General features: G+C 70.1%; 12 protein-coding genes and 1 tRNA gene. 7 read left to right on the forward strand and 6 right to left on the reverse strand.

Annotated elements, in window-relative coordinates; all coding sequences use genetic code 11:
* Position 1 precedes the first annotated feature (1 nt).
* Positions 2-91: transfer RNA gene (locus U2P90_RS16580), tRNA-Ser, on the reverse strand.
* 91 nt (positions 92-182) lie between these two features.
* On the opposite strand from U2P90_RS16580, the gene plsY reads away from it, so the two are divergent.
* From plsY to U2P90_RS16610, 6 genes are all read left to right on the forward strand, one after another.
* Entirely contained in the window at positions 183-779 is a 597-nt protein-coding gene (gene plsY / locus U2P90_RS16585; RefSeq protein WP_295822352.1) for a glycerol-3-phosphate 1-O-acyltransferase PlsY, read from the forward strand.
* A 109-nt stretch (positions 780-888) separates the two neighbouring features.
* Entirely contained in the window at positions 889-1197 is a 309-nt protein-coding gene (locus tag U2P90_RS16590) for a hypothetical protein (RefSeq protein ID WP_295822353.1), read from the forward strand.
* Between the two features lie 169 nt (positions 1198-1366).
* The gene (locus U2P90_RS16595) at positions 1367-2386 is read left to right on the forward strand and encodes an aspartate-semialdehyde dehydrogenase (RefSeq protein WP_322472995.1); all 1020 of its coding nucleotides are present in this window, start codon (positions 1367-1369) and stop codon (positions 2384-2386) included.
* A gap of 221 nt (positions 2387-2607) precedes the next feature.
* A complete protein-coding gene (locus tag U2P90_RS16600; RefSeq protein WP_322472996.1) occupies positions 2608-3549 on the forward strand; it encodes a dienelactone hydrolase family protein in 942 nt (313 codons plus the stop codon).
* 207 nt (positions 3550-3756) lie between these two features.
* Positions 3757-5580 carry an ABC transporter ATP-binding protein gene (locus U2P90_RS16605; protein ID WP_322472997.1) on the forward strand — a complete coding sequence of 608 codons (1824 nt, stop codon included), beginning with the start codon at positions 3757-3759 and terminating at the stop codon, positions 5578-5580.
* A gap of 662 nt (positions 5581-6242) precedes the next feature.
* Positions 6243-8033: a proline--tRNA ligase gene (locus U2P90_RS16610; RefSeq protein WP_322472998.1), complete on the forward strand. Its 1791-nt coding sequence runs from the start codon at positions 6243-6245 to the stop codon at positions 8031-8033.
* A gap of 324 nt (positions 8034-8357) precedes the next feature.
* Here the strand turns inward: U2P90_RS16610 and U2P90_RS16615 are convergent, their stop codons facing one another.
* Positions 8358-9290, reverse strand: coding sequence for an aldo/keto reductase (locus tag U2P90_RS16615; protein WP_322472999.1), 933 nt, complete (start codon positions 9288-9290; stop codon positions 8358-8360).
* Between the two features lie 99 nt (positions 9291-9389).
* Here U2P90_RS16615 and U2P90_RS16620 point away from each other — a divergent pair, with 99 nt between their 5' ends.
* Positions 9390-10007 carry a rhomboid family protein gene (locus tag U2P90_RS16620; RefSeq protein ID WP_322473000.1) on the forward strand — a complete coding sequence of 206 codons (618 nt, stop codon included), beginning with the start codon at positions 9390-9392 and terminating at the stop codon, positions 10005-10007.
* Positions 10008-10028: 21 nt separating this feature from the next.
* Here the strand turns inward: U2P90_RS16620 and U2P90_RS16625 are convergent, their stop codons facing one another.
* The 4 genes from U2P90_RS16625 to U2P90_RS16640 form a co-directional block, all read right to left on the reverse strand.
* Positions 10029-10637: a VOC family protein gene (locus tag U2P90_RS16625; RefSeq protein ID WP_322473001.1), complete on the reverse strand. Its 609-nt coding sequence runs from the start codon at positions 10635-10637 to the stop codon at positions 10029-10031.
* 32 nt (positions 10638-10669) lie between these two features.
* Positions 10670-11935, reverse strand: coding sequence for an NAD(P)/FAD-dependent oxidoreductase (locus U2P90_RS16630; RefSeq protein WP_322473002.1), 1266 nt, complete (start codon positions 11933-11935; stop codon positions 10670-10672).
* Between the two features lie 221 nt (positions 11936-12156).
* Positions 12157-13791: an MDR family MFS transporter gene (locus U2P90_RS16635; protein WP_322473003.1), complete on the reverse strand. Its 1635-nt coding sequence runs from the start codon at positions 13789-13791 to the stop codon at positions 12157-12159.
* Positions 13788-14270: a MarR family winged helix-turn-helix transcriptional regulator gene (locus U2P90_RS16640; RefSeq protein WP_322473004.1), complete on the reverse strand. Its 483-nt coding sequence runs from the start codon at positions 14268-14270 to the stop codon at positions 13788-13790. The genes U2P90_RS16635 and U2P90_RS16640 overlap by 4 nt, the downstream gene beginning before the upstream one ends.
* Between the last annotated feature and the right edge of the window lie 18 nt (positions 14271-14288).

The raw sequence follows: 14288 nt of genomic DNA on the forward strand, positions 1-14288 counted from the left end.
CTGGCGGAACGGGAGAGATTCGAACTCTCGGTACGGTTGCCCGTACACACGCTTTCCAGGCGTGCCCCTTCAACCACTCGGGCACCGTTCCAGCGCACAGCAGAGTAGCCCATGCCCGGGGGGAAATCAAACCATGACGCTCCTCGCTCCGGCGCCCTCCCCAGGGGCATACAATCCTGACCGTGACCTTTGTGACCGTCGTTGCCGTGCTGTTGTCGTATCTGCTGGGCTCCATCCCGGCCGCCGCGTGGGTCGCCCGTGGGCGGGGCGTGGACATCCGGACGGTCGGCAGCGGCAACAGCGGCGCCACCAACGTGATGCGCTCGGTCGGCAAGGGGCCGGCCCTGGCCGTGGCCGTCTTCGACATCCTCAAGGGTGCGCTGGCGGTGACGCTGGCCCGCACCCTGGGTCTGGCGGAGCCGTGGGCCGCCGCGTGCGGCGTGGCGGCCGTGGTGGGCCACAACTTCAGCCCGTTCCTGGGGTTCCGGGGCGGCAAGGGCGTGGCGACCAGCTTCGGCACGATCGCCGCGCTCGACCCGGTCATCGGTGGGGGCACCTTCGTGGTCGGCATCTTCACGATGTGGCTCACGCGCTTCGTGAGTGCCGGCAGCATCGTGGGGGCGCTGGTGGCAGCGGTGCTGGTGGTGGCGCTGGGCCGGACGCCGTGGCAGATGCTGGTGATCGCGGGGCTGTCAGGCCTGCTGATCTGGCTGCACCGCGAGAACATCGCGCGGCTCCACGCCGGCAATGAGCGGCGTCTAGGTGAAAAGGTGAAGTGAGGACACGCGTGCGGGATCGGGAGCGCTATCCTGGGCGGGTTACACAATCCGATCCCTGCCACGGACGTCCGCCGTCCGGCGTTTCCCGACCCATTCCCGGAGCCACGCTATGTCCGTCCGAATCCGTATCTACGGCCAGGAGGCCGTGTTCAGCCAGGGGCACTGGGCCTGCCCGGACGAGAGTCTGCAGGCCATGCTCGAGGCCCTGGCCGACCCGCGTGCCCTGAGCCCCGAGCAGGAGCGTGAGCACGCCCTGTACGCGGCCGGACGCTACGGCGGCCTGATTGCCACGGACTACGGCTGGGAGGCCGCGCCGCATCCGGAAGCGGAGATCAAGCTGGAGGATTTCCAGCCCCGGCGGGAACCCAGGAAGCCGGGGGGCGGGCTGCTCGGCGGCCTCTTCCGCCGCAAGGGCTGAATGTGGCCGCAGCGGATTCCGGTTAGACGTCTGCGCTTGACCCCCTGCGGCGCAGCCTCTACCCTGCGTGACATGAACGCCCGCATGACCACCATTACCCCGTGAGGGCGGTGTCGTGACGGCAACCGCCCCGCCAGACGTGCGGGGCGGTTTTTCTTTGGAGGAGCGTATGCGCGTAGCGATCGTGGGAGCAACCGGAGCGGTGGGACACGAACTTCTGAAGGTGCTGGAGGGCAGCAGCCTGCGCTTTGACGAGCTGCTGCTGTTCGCCAGCCCACGCAGCGCGGGCAGCACGCTGATGTTCAGGAATCAGCCGCTGACCGTGCAGGCCACGCCGGACGGCGCCATCGACGCCGACGTGATCCTGGCGTCGGCGGGCGGCAGCATCAGCAAGGCCCTGGCTCCGGCCTGGGTGGCGGGCGGCGCGGTCGTGATCGACAACTCCAGCGCCTTCCGCTACGACCCCGAGGTGCCCCTGGTCGTGCCCGAGGTCAACGGGGACGCCGCCCTGACCCACCGGGGCATCATCGCCAACCCGAACTGCACCACCGCCATCGCCGTGGTGGCCGTGGCCCCGATTCACCGGCAGTACGGCGTGAAGCGCATGATCGTGAGCACCTACCAGGCGACCAGCGGCGCGGGGGCCAAGGGCATGGACGAGCTGCTGGAGCAGACGCGGGTGGAACTGGACGGCGGGCAGGCGCAGGCCAGCGTCTTCGCGCACCCCATCCCCTTCAACGTGATCCCGCACATCGACGCCTTCCAGGACAACGGCTACACCAAGGAGGAGATGAAAGTCGCGTGGGAGACCCGCAAGATCATCGGGGACGACAGCCTCCAGATCTCGTGTACCGCCGTGCGGATTCCCACCCTGCGCACGCACAGCGAGGCGATCACGCTGGAGCTGGAACGCCCCGCCAACCCGCAGGCCGTGCGTGACCTGCTGGCCGCGTCGGCCGGGGTGGAGGTGCGCGACGACCCGGCCGGGAAGCTGTACCCCATGCCCCTGACCGCCAGCGGCAAGTACGACGTGGAGGTGGGCCGCATCCGCGAGTCGCTGGTCTTCCCCGGCGGCATCGACCTGTTCGTGTCGGGCGACCAGCTCCTGAAGGGGGCCGCGCTGAACGCCGTGCAGATCGCGGAATACCTCCAGCAGAAGGGAGCGCTGAAGGCCAGACAGCGGGCCTGATCACATCCAGACGTCCCAGATGAGGCCTCCCACGTGGAGGCCGTCTTCATGATGGTTGGCGCAAGGGTCGTGCACAGAACATGAACAGAACCCTGGCATGTTGAACATCAAGACAGCGCCGCCCACCCCTCACGCCCGCCCTGCCAGCGGGCGGTGCCGGATGTCCCATGGCCCCCCGCCACGCTGTCGCCCGGCCGCCCCCCACCCCCGGAGGACTGACCATGACCGAGTACAAACAGGATCTGTTCCGCTACGTCGCCGAGGAATTTGCCGAGGACTACCGCGAGGGCGAGCTGCAACGCCGCGAGTTCCTGCGACGCATGACCCTGCTGGGTGGCGGCGTGGTCGGGGCCCGCACCCTGATCGCGTCGCTGGGCATCGCGGGCGTTAGCGCGGCCGAGCTTGCCCAGGCACAGACGGCCCCGCCCCAGCCGGACAAGGCCAGCGGCGCGGGCATGGTCGATCCACGCGACCCGGCCATCACGGTCGGCCCGGTCACGTATGGGGCGCGGGGCTTCACGCATCTGGCCTACGTGGCGCGGCCGGTCGGAATTGCCCCCGCGCCGGGTGTGCTGGTCATCCACGAGAACCGGGGGCTGCAGCCGCACATCCAGGACATCGCGCGGCGGCTCGCCAAGGCCGGCTACATCGCTATGGCTCCGGATCTGGTGTCGCAGATCGGCGGCACCGCGCAGTACATCGACACCGCGCAGATCAGCTCCTATCTGGCCCAGACGCCCGGCGACGAGCACGTGGCGAACCTGAAGGAGGCCGTGGCCGTGCTCCAGAAACAGCCGGGCGTGCAGGGCATCGGCGCGGTTGGCTTCTGCTTCGGCGGCGGGCTCACATGGCGGCTGGCGACGGCGGTACCCGAGCTGAAAGCGGCCGTGCCCTTCTATGGCCCCGCGCCCGACACGGCGGCAGTGCCGAACATCAGGGCGGCCGTGCTGGGCATCTATGGCGGCACCGACACGCGCATCAACGCGGGCATCCCGCAGCTGGAGGCGGCCCTGAAGGCAGCGGGCACCCGCTACGGCATCAAGATCTACGACGGAGCCGGACACGCCTTCAACAACGACACCGGCCAGAACTACGTGAAGGCCGCTGCCGACGACGCCTGGGCCCAGACCCTGGCGTGGTTCGGCCAGTACCTGCGGGCCTGAGCGGCACCGGAGGGGGTGGGTGAGGCCAGTGAACTGGCCTGCCCGCCCCCTCTGCCATTGCGCTTACGGGCTTTGCCTGACCACAAGGTAGCCTGAACCGTCCCGCTCCACGCCGGAGCCGGGGCGCCCCCGGAGGTTTCCCATGACGCAGATCGTTCTGACCACCCAGTCCCGCACCACCGTCCTTTCTGGAGGCCAGACCGAGTCATGCCCGACACCCATCCGGGGCCGACGCCCCATGTAAACCCGACTGTCCCCACCCTTCCCGAGTCCGACGCCGCCCGTGCCCGACGCTGGCGACGGACGTTCCTGTCGTACTACCGCCCGTACCGGCGCGTCCTGCTGCTCGACCTCGCGTGTGCGTTTCTCGTGGCGGGGATCGCTGTCGCGTTCCCGCTGGTGGTGCGCTTCATCACCGGCGAGGTGCTGGGCGGCCCGGCGCCCATCGACCCCGGCCCGATCTACGCGGCGGGCGGGCTCATGCTGGCGCTGCTGGCCGCGCAGGTCGCCGCCGACACCTTCGTGGACTACCAGGGCCACATGATGGGCACGTGGATCGAGCGCGACATGCGCCGCGACCTGTTCGACCACTACCAGCGCCTGCCGCACGCCTTCTACGACACCCAGCGCACCGGCCAGCTGATGTCCCGCCTGACCGGCGACCTGGAGGACATCAGCGAACTCGCGCACCACGGCCCGGAAGACCTGCTGATCGCCGCCGTGAAGTTCAGCGGCACCTTCGCCGTACTGATCCACGTGAACCCGGCCCTGACGTGGGTGGTGTTCGCGCTGCTGCCCGTCATGGCCGTGTACGCGCTGTATTTCCACCGCCGCCTGACCGCCGCGTACCTGGCGAGCCGCGTGTCGATGGGCGACGTGAATGCCCAGGTCGAGGACTCCCTGGCTGGGATCCGCGTGGTACAGGCCTTTGCCCGCGAGAACGCCGAGGCCCGCAAGTTCGCCCACCAGAACGCGCGCTTCGTGGCCACGCGCCGGGGTGTCTACCGCAACGAGGCGTGGTTCCACCAGGGCGTGCAGACCTTCACCGGCCTGCTGACCGTCATCGTGGTGGTGCTGGGGGGCGTGCTGATCGCCGGACAGCGCCTGACCGTGGCGGATCTGATCACCTACCTGCTGCTGGTCGGCGTGCTGGTCGATCCGGTGCAGCGCTTCGTGAACTTCGCCCGCGTGACGCAGGCGGGCCTGCCCGGCTTCACGCGCTTCATGCAGATCATGGATCTCGTTCCGGCCATCCGTGACGCGCCGGACGCCGTGCCACTGCCAGACGTGCGCGGCCATATCGAACTGCGGGACGTGGCCTTCGCCTACCGCGAGGACGGCGAGCATGTCCTGCGCGACCTGAACCTGACCATCCATCCCGGTGAGACGGTCGCGCTGGTCGGCCCGTCCGGCGCAGGCAAGTCCACGCTGTGCGCCCTGATCCCCCGCTTCTACGACGTCACCGCCGGGCAGGTCGTGATCGACGGGCACGATGTCCGGGACGTGACGCTGGACTCTCTTCGGCGGCAGGTCGGCATCGTGCCGCAGGACGTGTACCTGTTCGCCGGCAGCGTGGCCGACAACATCCGCTACGGCCGCCCGGACGCCACCGACGCGCAGGTCATGGCCGCCGCCCGCCGTGCCCACGCCCACGACTTCATCACGGCCCTGCCCGACGGCTACAACACCGATGTCGGCCAGCGCGGCGTGAAGCTCTCGGGCGGACAGAAACAGCGCCTGAGCATCGCCCGCGCGTTTCTGAATGATCCGCCGGTACTGATTCTCGACGAGGCCACCAGTGCCCTGGACACCCACAGCGAACGCGCCGTCCAGGCCGCGCTGGACGATCTGCGCGGTGAGCGCACGGTGCTGGTCATCGCCCACCGCCTGAGCACCATCCGCAGCGCCGACCGGATCGTGGTGCTCACGGAAGACGGCGTGGCCGAGGAGGGGACGCACGCTGAGCTGCTCGCCAGGGGGGGCGTATATGCGCGGCTGCATGGGGCGGTGCTTGCGGAATCGGTGCAGTAAAGGGGGTGGAAGGTGGGCGCCTGCGGCGGGCGTCCCCACCCCCCAACCCCCTGCCCGCCGGCAGGGGGAGCTAAGCGCTGCGCTCGGCATGTGGTCGATGTTGCGTCCTGGCCGACATTCACGGGATTGACGGTAGCGAGGGGCGGCGTACCTGCTCATTGCGTTGTCGCTGTCACCGCCCGTGCGCTGCGCGCCCGATGGCATTCGGTCAGGGGCAGGGTGGGATGCCACGGTTTTACCCCTCCCCCCTTGCGGGGGAGGCTGGGAGGGGGGTGGCGAGCGGAGCTTGCCCTCGTACTGGACGCCCATTTTCCATGTCGCCCCGATGCCGCCGCTTCTCATCTCACATCAGGCGTTTGCGGGGGAGGCTGGGAGGGGGTGGACGGCAACGCCGTCCCAGATGGCCGATTGGGAATATAGAGTGACGACCCCACCAGAACCATCGTCCCCTCACTCGCCCCTCCCCTGACCATCCGGCGGATTGACGACTGCCCCCGCTGACCGCTAGGCTCCGCCGCATGAGCGAGCAGATCACCCCCACCATCCGGATCGGTGCGGGCCTGCCCGTGCTCCCGCCGCCCTCCGGGGTGTAACCACGCCATGTGCCGCCGCGCGTCCTGGGGACGCCGACCTGTCGTCGTTGCATTCAGAAGGGGAACACCATGCGGGTATCGAAGGGGTTATTCGTCACGTGGCGCGACGCGCCGTCAGACGCCGACACGCGGGGCATCCAGGCCCTGAGCCGGGCCGGATTCGTTCGGAAAGTGGGCGCGGGCCTGTACGCGCACCTGCCGCTCATGACGCGCGTGCTGGCGCGGCTGGAGGCGCTGATCCGCGCCGAGCTGGAGGACATCTCGCAGGAGGTGGACTTCCCGCTGCTGCACCCGCAGGCGCTGTGGGAGCAGTCGGGCCGCTGGGACGCCTACACCCGCGCCGAGGGCATCATGTTCACCGTGACCGACCGCGCCGGGCGGGCACACGCGCTGGGGCCGACGCACGAGGAGGTGGCCGCGTCGGTGGTGGGCGACCTGGCCCGCAGCTACCGCGACCTGCCGGTCAGCGTGTACCAGATCGGCCGCAAGTTCCGTGACGAGCTGCGCCCCCGCGCCGGCCTGCTGCGCACGCGGGAATTCGTGATGAAGGACGCCTACTCCTTCCACACCACCCCGGAGGATCTGGCCGCGCACTTCGAGGTCATGGCCGGCGCATATGGGCGCATCCTCTCGCGCCTGGGCGTGCCGTGGCGGGCGGTCGAGGCCGACAGCGGCAGCATCGGCGGCACCGGCAGCCGTGAATTCGTGATCCTGGCAGACGTGGGCGAGGACGAGGTGCTCTTTAGCCCGGACGGCCAGTACGCCGCCAACGCCGAACGCGCCGTGGGCCGGGCACCGGACGCTGGAGCCTCACCGTTCACGCACATTGAGCGCCGATCCACGCCGGGCACGGCCACCGCTGAGGCCGCCTGTCACGCGCTGGGCTGCGGGCGGGGGCATCTGGTGAAAAACGTGCTGCTGGTCGCCACCTTCGCCCGGCCGGACGGCAACCATCACGTGCCGGTGCTGGTCAGCGTGCGCGGCGACGACAGCGTGAACGCGGTGAAGGTCTGGAACGCCGTGCAGGAACGTGCCCAGCGGTACGCCGGCGGCACCCTCCTGAGCGTGAACACCGCCGGGCCGGACACCTGGGCCGATGTGGACACCGTGCCGCTGGGCTCCGTGGCCCCCGACCTGTCCGACGATGTGATCGCCCACCGCGCCGACCTCCACCCGGCCTTCCTGCGCTTGTGTGACCACGAGGCCGCCGCCCTGCGCGACTTCGCCACCGGCGCGAACGAGACTGGCTGGCACGTCAGTGGGGCCAACTGGGGCGTGCAGTTCCCGCTCCCGGAGGTCGTGGATGTACGGCAGGCACGGACTGGAGATACCAGCCTCCACGATCCGGGCCAGCTCCTCCAGTCGGCCCGCGCCATCGAGGTCGGGCACGTGTTCCAGCTCGGCACGCGCTACACGGAGGCCCTGGGCTTCACGGTGACCGGCCCGGACGGCACGCCCCAGCCGGTCTTCATGGGGTGCTACGGCCTGGGCGTGACCCGACTGGTGCAGGCCGTGGCGGAGGTCATGGGCGATGACCGTGGGCTGGTGTGGCCGGACGCCATCGCCCCGTACCACGCCGTGCTGACCGTCGTGGACATGACCGACCCGGCCCAGGTGCAGACCGCCGAACGGCTGTACACCGACCTCCGCGCCGCTGGCGTGGACGTGCTGCTCGATGACCGCACCGAACGCCCCGGCGTGAAGTTCACCGATGCTGATCTGTGGGGCCTGCCGTGGCGCGTGACCATCGGCCGGGCGCTGGAGCGCGGCGAGGTCGAGGTCAAAGAAAGGCGGACAGGCGAGGTCACGACCGTAGGCGTGGCCGATGTGGTGGCTTGGCTGCGGGGGCGGATCGGGTAGAGGATGGGAACGGTGGCAGGGTGACTGGATTCGGCAACGGTGGTCACACGCCCCCCTCACCCCAACCCTCTCCCGCAAGGGGAGAGGGAGCTAAAAACCGAAGCCCCGCACCTTGCCCCTCTACCGAATGCCATCGGGCGCGAAGCGCACGGGCGGTGACAGCGACAACGCAATGAGCAGGTACACCGCCCCTCGCTACCGTCAATCCCATGAATGCCGGCCAGGACGACATGGCGACCACCTGCCGAGCGCAGCGCTTAGCTCCCCCCTGCCCTCCGGGTAGGGGGGCTGGGGGGGTGGGAAGCTTGTCGCCAGCCCCCACCCTCACCCCGTAATCCGATCCACCTCTGCCAACTCCTCCTTGCTGAGCACCCACCCCGCCGCCGCCACATTCCCGTCGATCTGCTCGGGCTTCGTCGCCCCAGCGATCACGGAGCTGGTCACGTCGAAGGACAGCAGCCAGCTGAAGGCAAGTTCGAGCAGCGTATGCCCCCGCCCCTCGGCAAAGGAGCGCAGCTGCTCGACCACGTCCCAGTTGTGGTCATTCAGGTAGCGGCTCTGGGCGTTCTCGCTCCCGGTGATGCGGGCCCCCTCGGGCAGGGGCTGGTCGCGGCGGTACTTGCCGGTGAGCAGGCCGCTGGCCAGCGGAAAGTACGGCAGCAGGCCCAGGTTCAGTTCCGTCATGGTGGGGATCAGCTCCCGCTCGATACCGCGTACCAGCAGGCTGTGCTCATCCTGGCACGAGGTAAAGCGCGGCCAGCCGTGCTCGCGGGCAATCCGGTCGGCGTCCCGGACACCGGCCGCGTCCATGTTGGAGACCCCGATGTGCTTCACGAGCCCCTCCTGCACCGCCTCGTTCAGCGCCCCCAGGGTGTCCTCGATGGGCGTGGTGGCGTCCGGCGTGTGCAGCTGGTACAGGTCGAGATAATCGGTGCCCAGGCGCTTCAGGCTGGCCTCCAGCGCCAGGCGGACGTACTCGGGCCGCCCGCCCTTGCGGCCGTCGCCCATGTCGTGACCGAACTTGCTGGCCAGGACGATGCGGCTGCGCTCGCCCCCCAGCGCCCGGCCCAGCATCTCCTCGCTGCCGCCCCGGTTGCCGTATACGTCGGCGGTGTCGAACAGGGTGATGCCGGCGTCCAGGGCGCGGCGCACCACCACGTCCGTCCCCACCTGATCCAGGCGACCGCCGAAGTTGTTGCAGCCCAGGCCCACGGTGGAGACCTGGAGCCCGGAGTGTCCGAGGGTTCGCGTTTGCATGGGGCCATGCTAGGCGTGCCGGTATGAGCCAGGGCGGGGCCGTGGCCTTCGGAAAGCCTTGGGAGTTGTGTCCTCACCCCGCTGCGTCAGACTGTGGGGGTGCGCCGGTCTCCCCTGTCATCCTCGCCGCTGGTGCCGCCCCGCCGCACCGCGCAGGTGCGCCCCGCCCTGGCGCTGACCACCGCCCTGATCGCGGGCGTCTGGGGGCAGGAGGTCGTGGACACGGCGGTCGGCGGCAGCCTGGACGCCTACGGCATCCTGCCGCGCGATCCGGGCACCTTCTGGCACGTGCTGACCGCGCCGTTCCTGCATGCGGGGTTCCCCCATCTGATCGCCAACACGGTGCCGCTGGCCGTGCTGGCGTTCATGGGCGCGGTGCGGAACGTCTGGCGCTTCGTGGCCGCGACGCTGATCATCGCGGTGCTGGGCGGGGCGCTGGTGTGGCTGTTCGGGCGGGGCGGAAGTGTCCACCTGGGGGCCAGCGAGCTGATCTTCGGGTATCTGGCATACCTGCTGGGCGTGGGCTGGTGGGAGCGCACGCCCGTGGCGATCGGCGTGGCGGCCCTGGCCTTCGCGCTGTACGGCGGCATCCTGTGGGGCGTGCTGCCGGGCAACCCCTACGTGTCGTGGGAGGCCCACCTGTTCGGCTTCGTCGCGGGGCTGGTGGCCGCGCTGGTGCTGCATGGCCGTCGGCCTGCCCGTCGGGCTACCACGTAACAGGCTGGAGGGTGATGACCCCTACAGCGTGACGAGTCCACCCGGCGTCTGGAGCACTGCCCGCAGCTCCGCCTGTGGGGCCTCGTAGACCTCGACCTCGCCATCGAATTCCAGGGCGTCCAGCCGGGCCCGCAGCCGATCCGGGTGCGCCGTGCCGAGCTGGAGTTTCACGAGCCGCACCCCGGCGTCCGCCAGCCGGGTGGGGGGCGGCGGGCTCAGCCAGTGAATCAGCGACGGCGCGACGCCGTACATGGGCAGCGCCCCGTCGGTCGCGACGGTCAGCCGCCAGCGGTTGTCGCCGCGCGACAGTTCCAGCACGTCCGCGCTGGGGGTCAGGCCCTCGACGGCGGCGACCCAGTGGATCAGGGCCGGGCCGGCCTCCAGGCGCCCGCGCATCTCGTCCGTGTCCAGCGCGAACCAGCGGGAGCGCGGCGGGACGGGCGCGTCCGGATCCACGGCGATGACCTCCAGGTAGGCGTCCGGCCCCAGAGACAGCACGGCGTTGTGGGTCCCGAAGGTGTCGTGCGTGCCGCCGGGCTGCATGGACACGCCCACGCGACCCTCCAGCCACGCCCGGCCCTCGTCCAGGGTGCGGGCGGCGATGACCAGATGGTCGAGATGGGCAGTCATGGCCTCAGGATACGGTCACGCCTCCCCATCCTTTACGCGCCGCGCGGCCGGCTCATGCCGGCGAGGTCACCAAGGACGATCGCAGCGGCCTTCTCCCCGCTCTCCATGGCCCCCTGGATGCCGCTCATCGAGGTGATCTCGCCGGCGAGCAGCACGCCGGGCAGATCCGTGGCGTGGCCGGGCAGGGTGGCGGCGTATTCCGGCGGCTGCGGGTACTGCGCGTGGCGGATGCGCTCGGTGAGCAGCGTGCGCAGGCGTAGGGCGGCCTCCTGCCCGTACCAGCGCGACAGCTCGCCGCGCACGCGGGCGTCCAGCGCGTCGTCGTCCAGTTCCGGCAGGCCCAGCACCGAGACGGTCAGGAGGTGCTGTCCGGCGGGAGCCCGGCCCGGCACGCCGCTGCTGACCCACTGGGCGTTGTTGATCAGGCCGTCCTCGGCATTGAGCAGCAGGCGGGTCTCGGGGTCGATGCGCTCCTGCGCCGCGTAGTGCAGGTACGTGCTGCCCACGCTGCCGCGTGACACGGGTTCGCCGGTGAGCTGCTGCGTGGTGTCGGGATCGGTCGCCACGATCACATGCCGCGCGTCGATCTCGCCGGCAGAGGTGGCCGCCGTGACGTGCTCGCCGTGTGGCACCAGCCGGGTCACACGGGTGTCGGTGCGCACATCCACGCCCTGGGCGAGCTGCGCCGTAATCGCGCCCATCCCGGCACGGGGCAGCGCCGCCCCACCGTCCATGAGCATGCGGAAGTAGTAGCGGAACAGCCGCGCCGACGTGCCCAGGCGGCGGTCAAGGAAGATCCCGCCGAAGAACGGCCGGAAGAACACGTCCAGCGCCACGTCGCTGAAGCCCTGGCGGCGCAGGTAGCCTTCCGTGGATTCGTCGGGGCCGGTCAGCAGGGTGTGGGGTGCGGGAGCACGCAGGCTCGCGGCGAGCTTAACGACCCGGAGCTTGTCGCCCAGCGGCAGCACGCGGGTGGTCAGCGTGGAGAGCAGCCCCGCCGGATCGCGGATGGGGTCGCCCAGCACAGCCGCCCGTGACCCGCGCCGCACGACCGCAGACGGAGGAATCGGCACGAGGTCGAGCGCCCCGAGGTCGAGCTGGCGGAGCACCGCCGGATACGACGGAAACAGCACCTGGTACCCGGCATCGATGGTGAAGCCGTCCACCACGCGCGAGCGCACCCGGCCGCCCACCTCCGGGGCTGCCTCCAGCACCCGCACCCGCTTCCCCGCACGGGTCAGGGTGCGCGCCGCCGTGAGGCCCGCAAGGCCCCCACCGATCACCAGAACGTCGAGCATGCCGACAGCCTAGAGCAGACGGCACAGAGAGGAGGGCCAGAACATCTTTAGCCCTCCGCTCTCTGCCGTCTGCGGTCTGCGCATTTCCTACGGATTCCGTCCGATTCCCGGACATCCGGGAAAGAACCGGATGTCCGTCCATCTCCCGAAATGCGTAGTTGCCCCTACTCCCTTCGGTCGGATTTCATCCCGCTTGCAGCGGGATTCAATCGGAGTTCCTCTCAGTCCGTCGCCCCCGCCCCCTCCAGCCGGGTCTCCTCGATCTTCACGGTGGCCCGGCCCTTCAGCGGGCGCTCCGGCAGGAAGAGAACCACCACGAAGGCCAGCCCGACCAGGATCGCGGACACCAGGAACACGTGGTCGATGGCACCCATCAGCACGCCGCGCAGGGCGTTCAGGATCGGGGTCAGCAGTTCCGGGTGCCCGGCCTGCCCGAGGGCGCCCCCCAGGGCCTGGGTCGCCTGCTGGCTGCTCAGGACATTCGGGTTGGCGATGGCCCCCTGTACGGCGGCGGGCAGGTCACGGGCGGCGGCGGGCAGCGCCGGGCCGAGGTTCGCGGCGAGCTGCGCGTTCACGAGCGCCCCGAACAGGCTGACGGCCAGCGTGCCGCCGATCTGCCGGAAGAACTGGTTGCCGCCGGTCGCGCTGCCGAGCTGTTCGCGCGGCGCGGCGTTCTGCACCGCCAGGGTCAGCTGACTGTTCACCGGCCCCAGGCCGATGCCCAGCAGCACCATCAGCCCCACGGCGAGGATCAGGGGCGTGGCCAGCGAGAGCTGCGTGGCGAGCAGCAGTGCGGCGGTGGCGACGGCCGCGCCGGTCAGCACCATCCACTTGTAGCGGCCGGTGCGGCTCACGATCTGCCCCGACAGGGTCGAGGTCAGGATGATGCCGCCCATCAGCGGAGCCAGGGCCAGGCCGCTGCCGCTGGCACTGGAGCCGCGCACGCCCTGCATGTACAGCGGCAGGTACAGGATCGCGGCGTACATCCCTGCACTGACCAGCAGGCCCGCCATCGACGCCGTGAAGATCGAGCGTTCGCGCATGAGGCGCAGGTTCAGGATCGGGCGCTCCTGCGTGCGGGAATGCGCGGCGTACCACGCGCCCAGCGCCAGGGTCGTGGCCAGCAGGCCCAGGATGGTGGGGCTGCCCCACGCATACGTGCCGCCGCCCCAGCTCATGGCGAGGGTCAGGGCGGTGACGGTGCCGGCCAGCAGCGCGGCCCCCAGCGCATCGAAGTGGCCACGCACACCGGGAGCCGGCAGGCGGAAGAAGCGGAAGATGACGACCGCCGCCAGCAGGGCGAAGGGGATGTTCACGAAGAACACGCTGCGCCAGCCCAGGTGATCGGTCAGGAAGCCTCCGACGAGCGGCCCGACCACGCTGCTCACGCCCCACACCGCGCCGGTGTAGCCCTGGTACTTGCCGCGTTCGATGGGCGTGAAGATGTCCGCGATGGCGGTGAAGCTCATGGCCATCAGGGTGCCGCCGCCGATGCCCTGCAGCGCCCGCCACACGATCAGCTGTTCCATGCTGGTCACGAAGCCCAGCGCGACCGAGCACAGGGCGAACACGGCGATGCCGAACAGCAGCAGCGGCCGCCGGCCGAAGCGGTCGCTGATGGTGCCCACGATGGGAATGGCGATGGTCGTGGCCAGCGAATATGCCGTGAACGCCCATGCGTACAGGTGGAAGCCGCCCAGGTCGGAGATCACGCGCGGCATGGCGCTGCCGACCACCGTGAGGTTGAGGCTGGCGAGGAACAGGACGGTCAGGATGCCGGTGAACGCGAGGAGCTTCTCGCGCGGGCTGAGGCTGGCTCCCGCGTGGGTGGGAACGGATGGGGTGGGACTGGTCATGCGGTTCTCCCGGTGGTGAGGGGGGCGGCGTTCAACACCTCGTGCAGGGCGCGCAGGGCGTGCAGGGCGGCCTGCACGGTGGCGTCGGGGACGTGCCCGAAGTGCGTTCCGACGATGGTCATGCCATTCGCGCGGACGCTGGCACGGGTCGCCTGCCCCTGCGGCGTGAGGCGCAGCTCGAAGCGGCGCAGATCGGTGGGGTCGGTCACGCGCTCGACCAGTCCGGCCTCGACCAGGGTGGTGATGATGCGGGTCACGGTGGGAGCCGGCAGGTTCTGCGCGGCGGCGACTTTGCCGGGCGTGCTCGCGCCGTCCATGATCGCCGCCAGCACGACAAGTTCCTTGGTGTTCAGGCCGGTGGCCTGCTCCAGCGGTTCGTCCAAGGCATGCTTGAACCGCCGCGAGAGCCGCAGCGTGAGCCGCACGACGTCATACAGATCATCGCTGGGGCTAGGGGTGGGGGGAAGGTGAAGACTCATTTCATTTGGAAGTATTCC

Source organism: Deinococcus sp. AB2017081 (genome assembly GCF_034440735.1).
GTDB lineage: Bacteria > Deinococcota > Deinococci > Deinococcales > Deinococcaceae > Deinococcus > Deinococcus rufus.

Bases quoted from the DNA above. Each gene is read 5' to 3' on its own strand.
- U2P90_RS16590 (WP_295822353.1), top strand. From the start codon at position 889: ATGTCCGTCCGAATCCGTATCTACGGCCAGGAGGCCGTGTTCAGCCAG.
- U2P90_RS16595 (WP_322472995.1), top strand. From the start codon at position 1,367: ATGCGCGTAGCGATCGTGGGAGCAACCGGAGCGGTGGGACACGAACTT.
- U2P90_RS16600 (WP_322472996.1), top strand. From the start codon at position 2,608: ATGACCGAGTACAAACAGGATCTGTTCCGCTACGTCGCCGAGGAATTT.
- U2P90_RS16605 (WP_322472997.1), top strand. From the start codon at position 3,757: ATGCCCGACACCCATCCGGGGCCGACGCCCCATGTAAACCCGACTGTC.
- U2P90_RS16610 (WP_322472998.1), top strand. From the start codon at position 6,243: ATGCGGGTATCGAAGGGGTTATTCGTCACGTGGCGCGACGCGCCGTCA.
- U2P90_RS16615 (WP_322472999.1), bottom strand. From the start codon at position 9,290: ATGCAAACGCGAACCCTCGGACACTCCGGGCTCCAGGTCTCCACCGTG.
- U2P90_RS16625 (WP_322473001.1), bottom strand. From the start codon at position 10,637: ATGACTGCCCATCTCGACCATCTGGTCATCGCCGCCCGCACCCTGGAC.
- U2P90_RS16630 (WP_322473002.1), bottom strand. From the start codon at position 11,935: ATGCTCGACGTTCTGGTGATCGGTGGGGGCCTTGCGGGCCTCACGGCG.
- U2P90_RS16635 (WP_322473003.1), bottom strand. From the start codon at position 13,791: ATGACCAGTCCCACCCCATCCGTTCCCACCCACGCGGGAGCCAGCCTC.
- U2P90_RS16640 (WP_322473004.1), bottom strand. From the start codon at position 14,270: ATGAGTCTTCACCTTCCCCCCACCCCTAGCCCCAGCGATGATCTGTAT.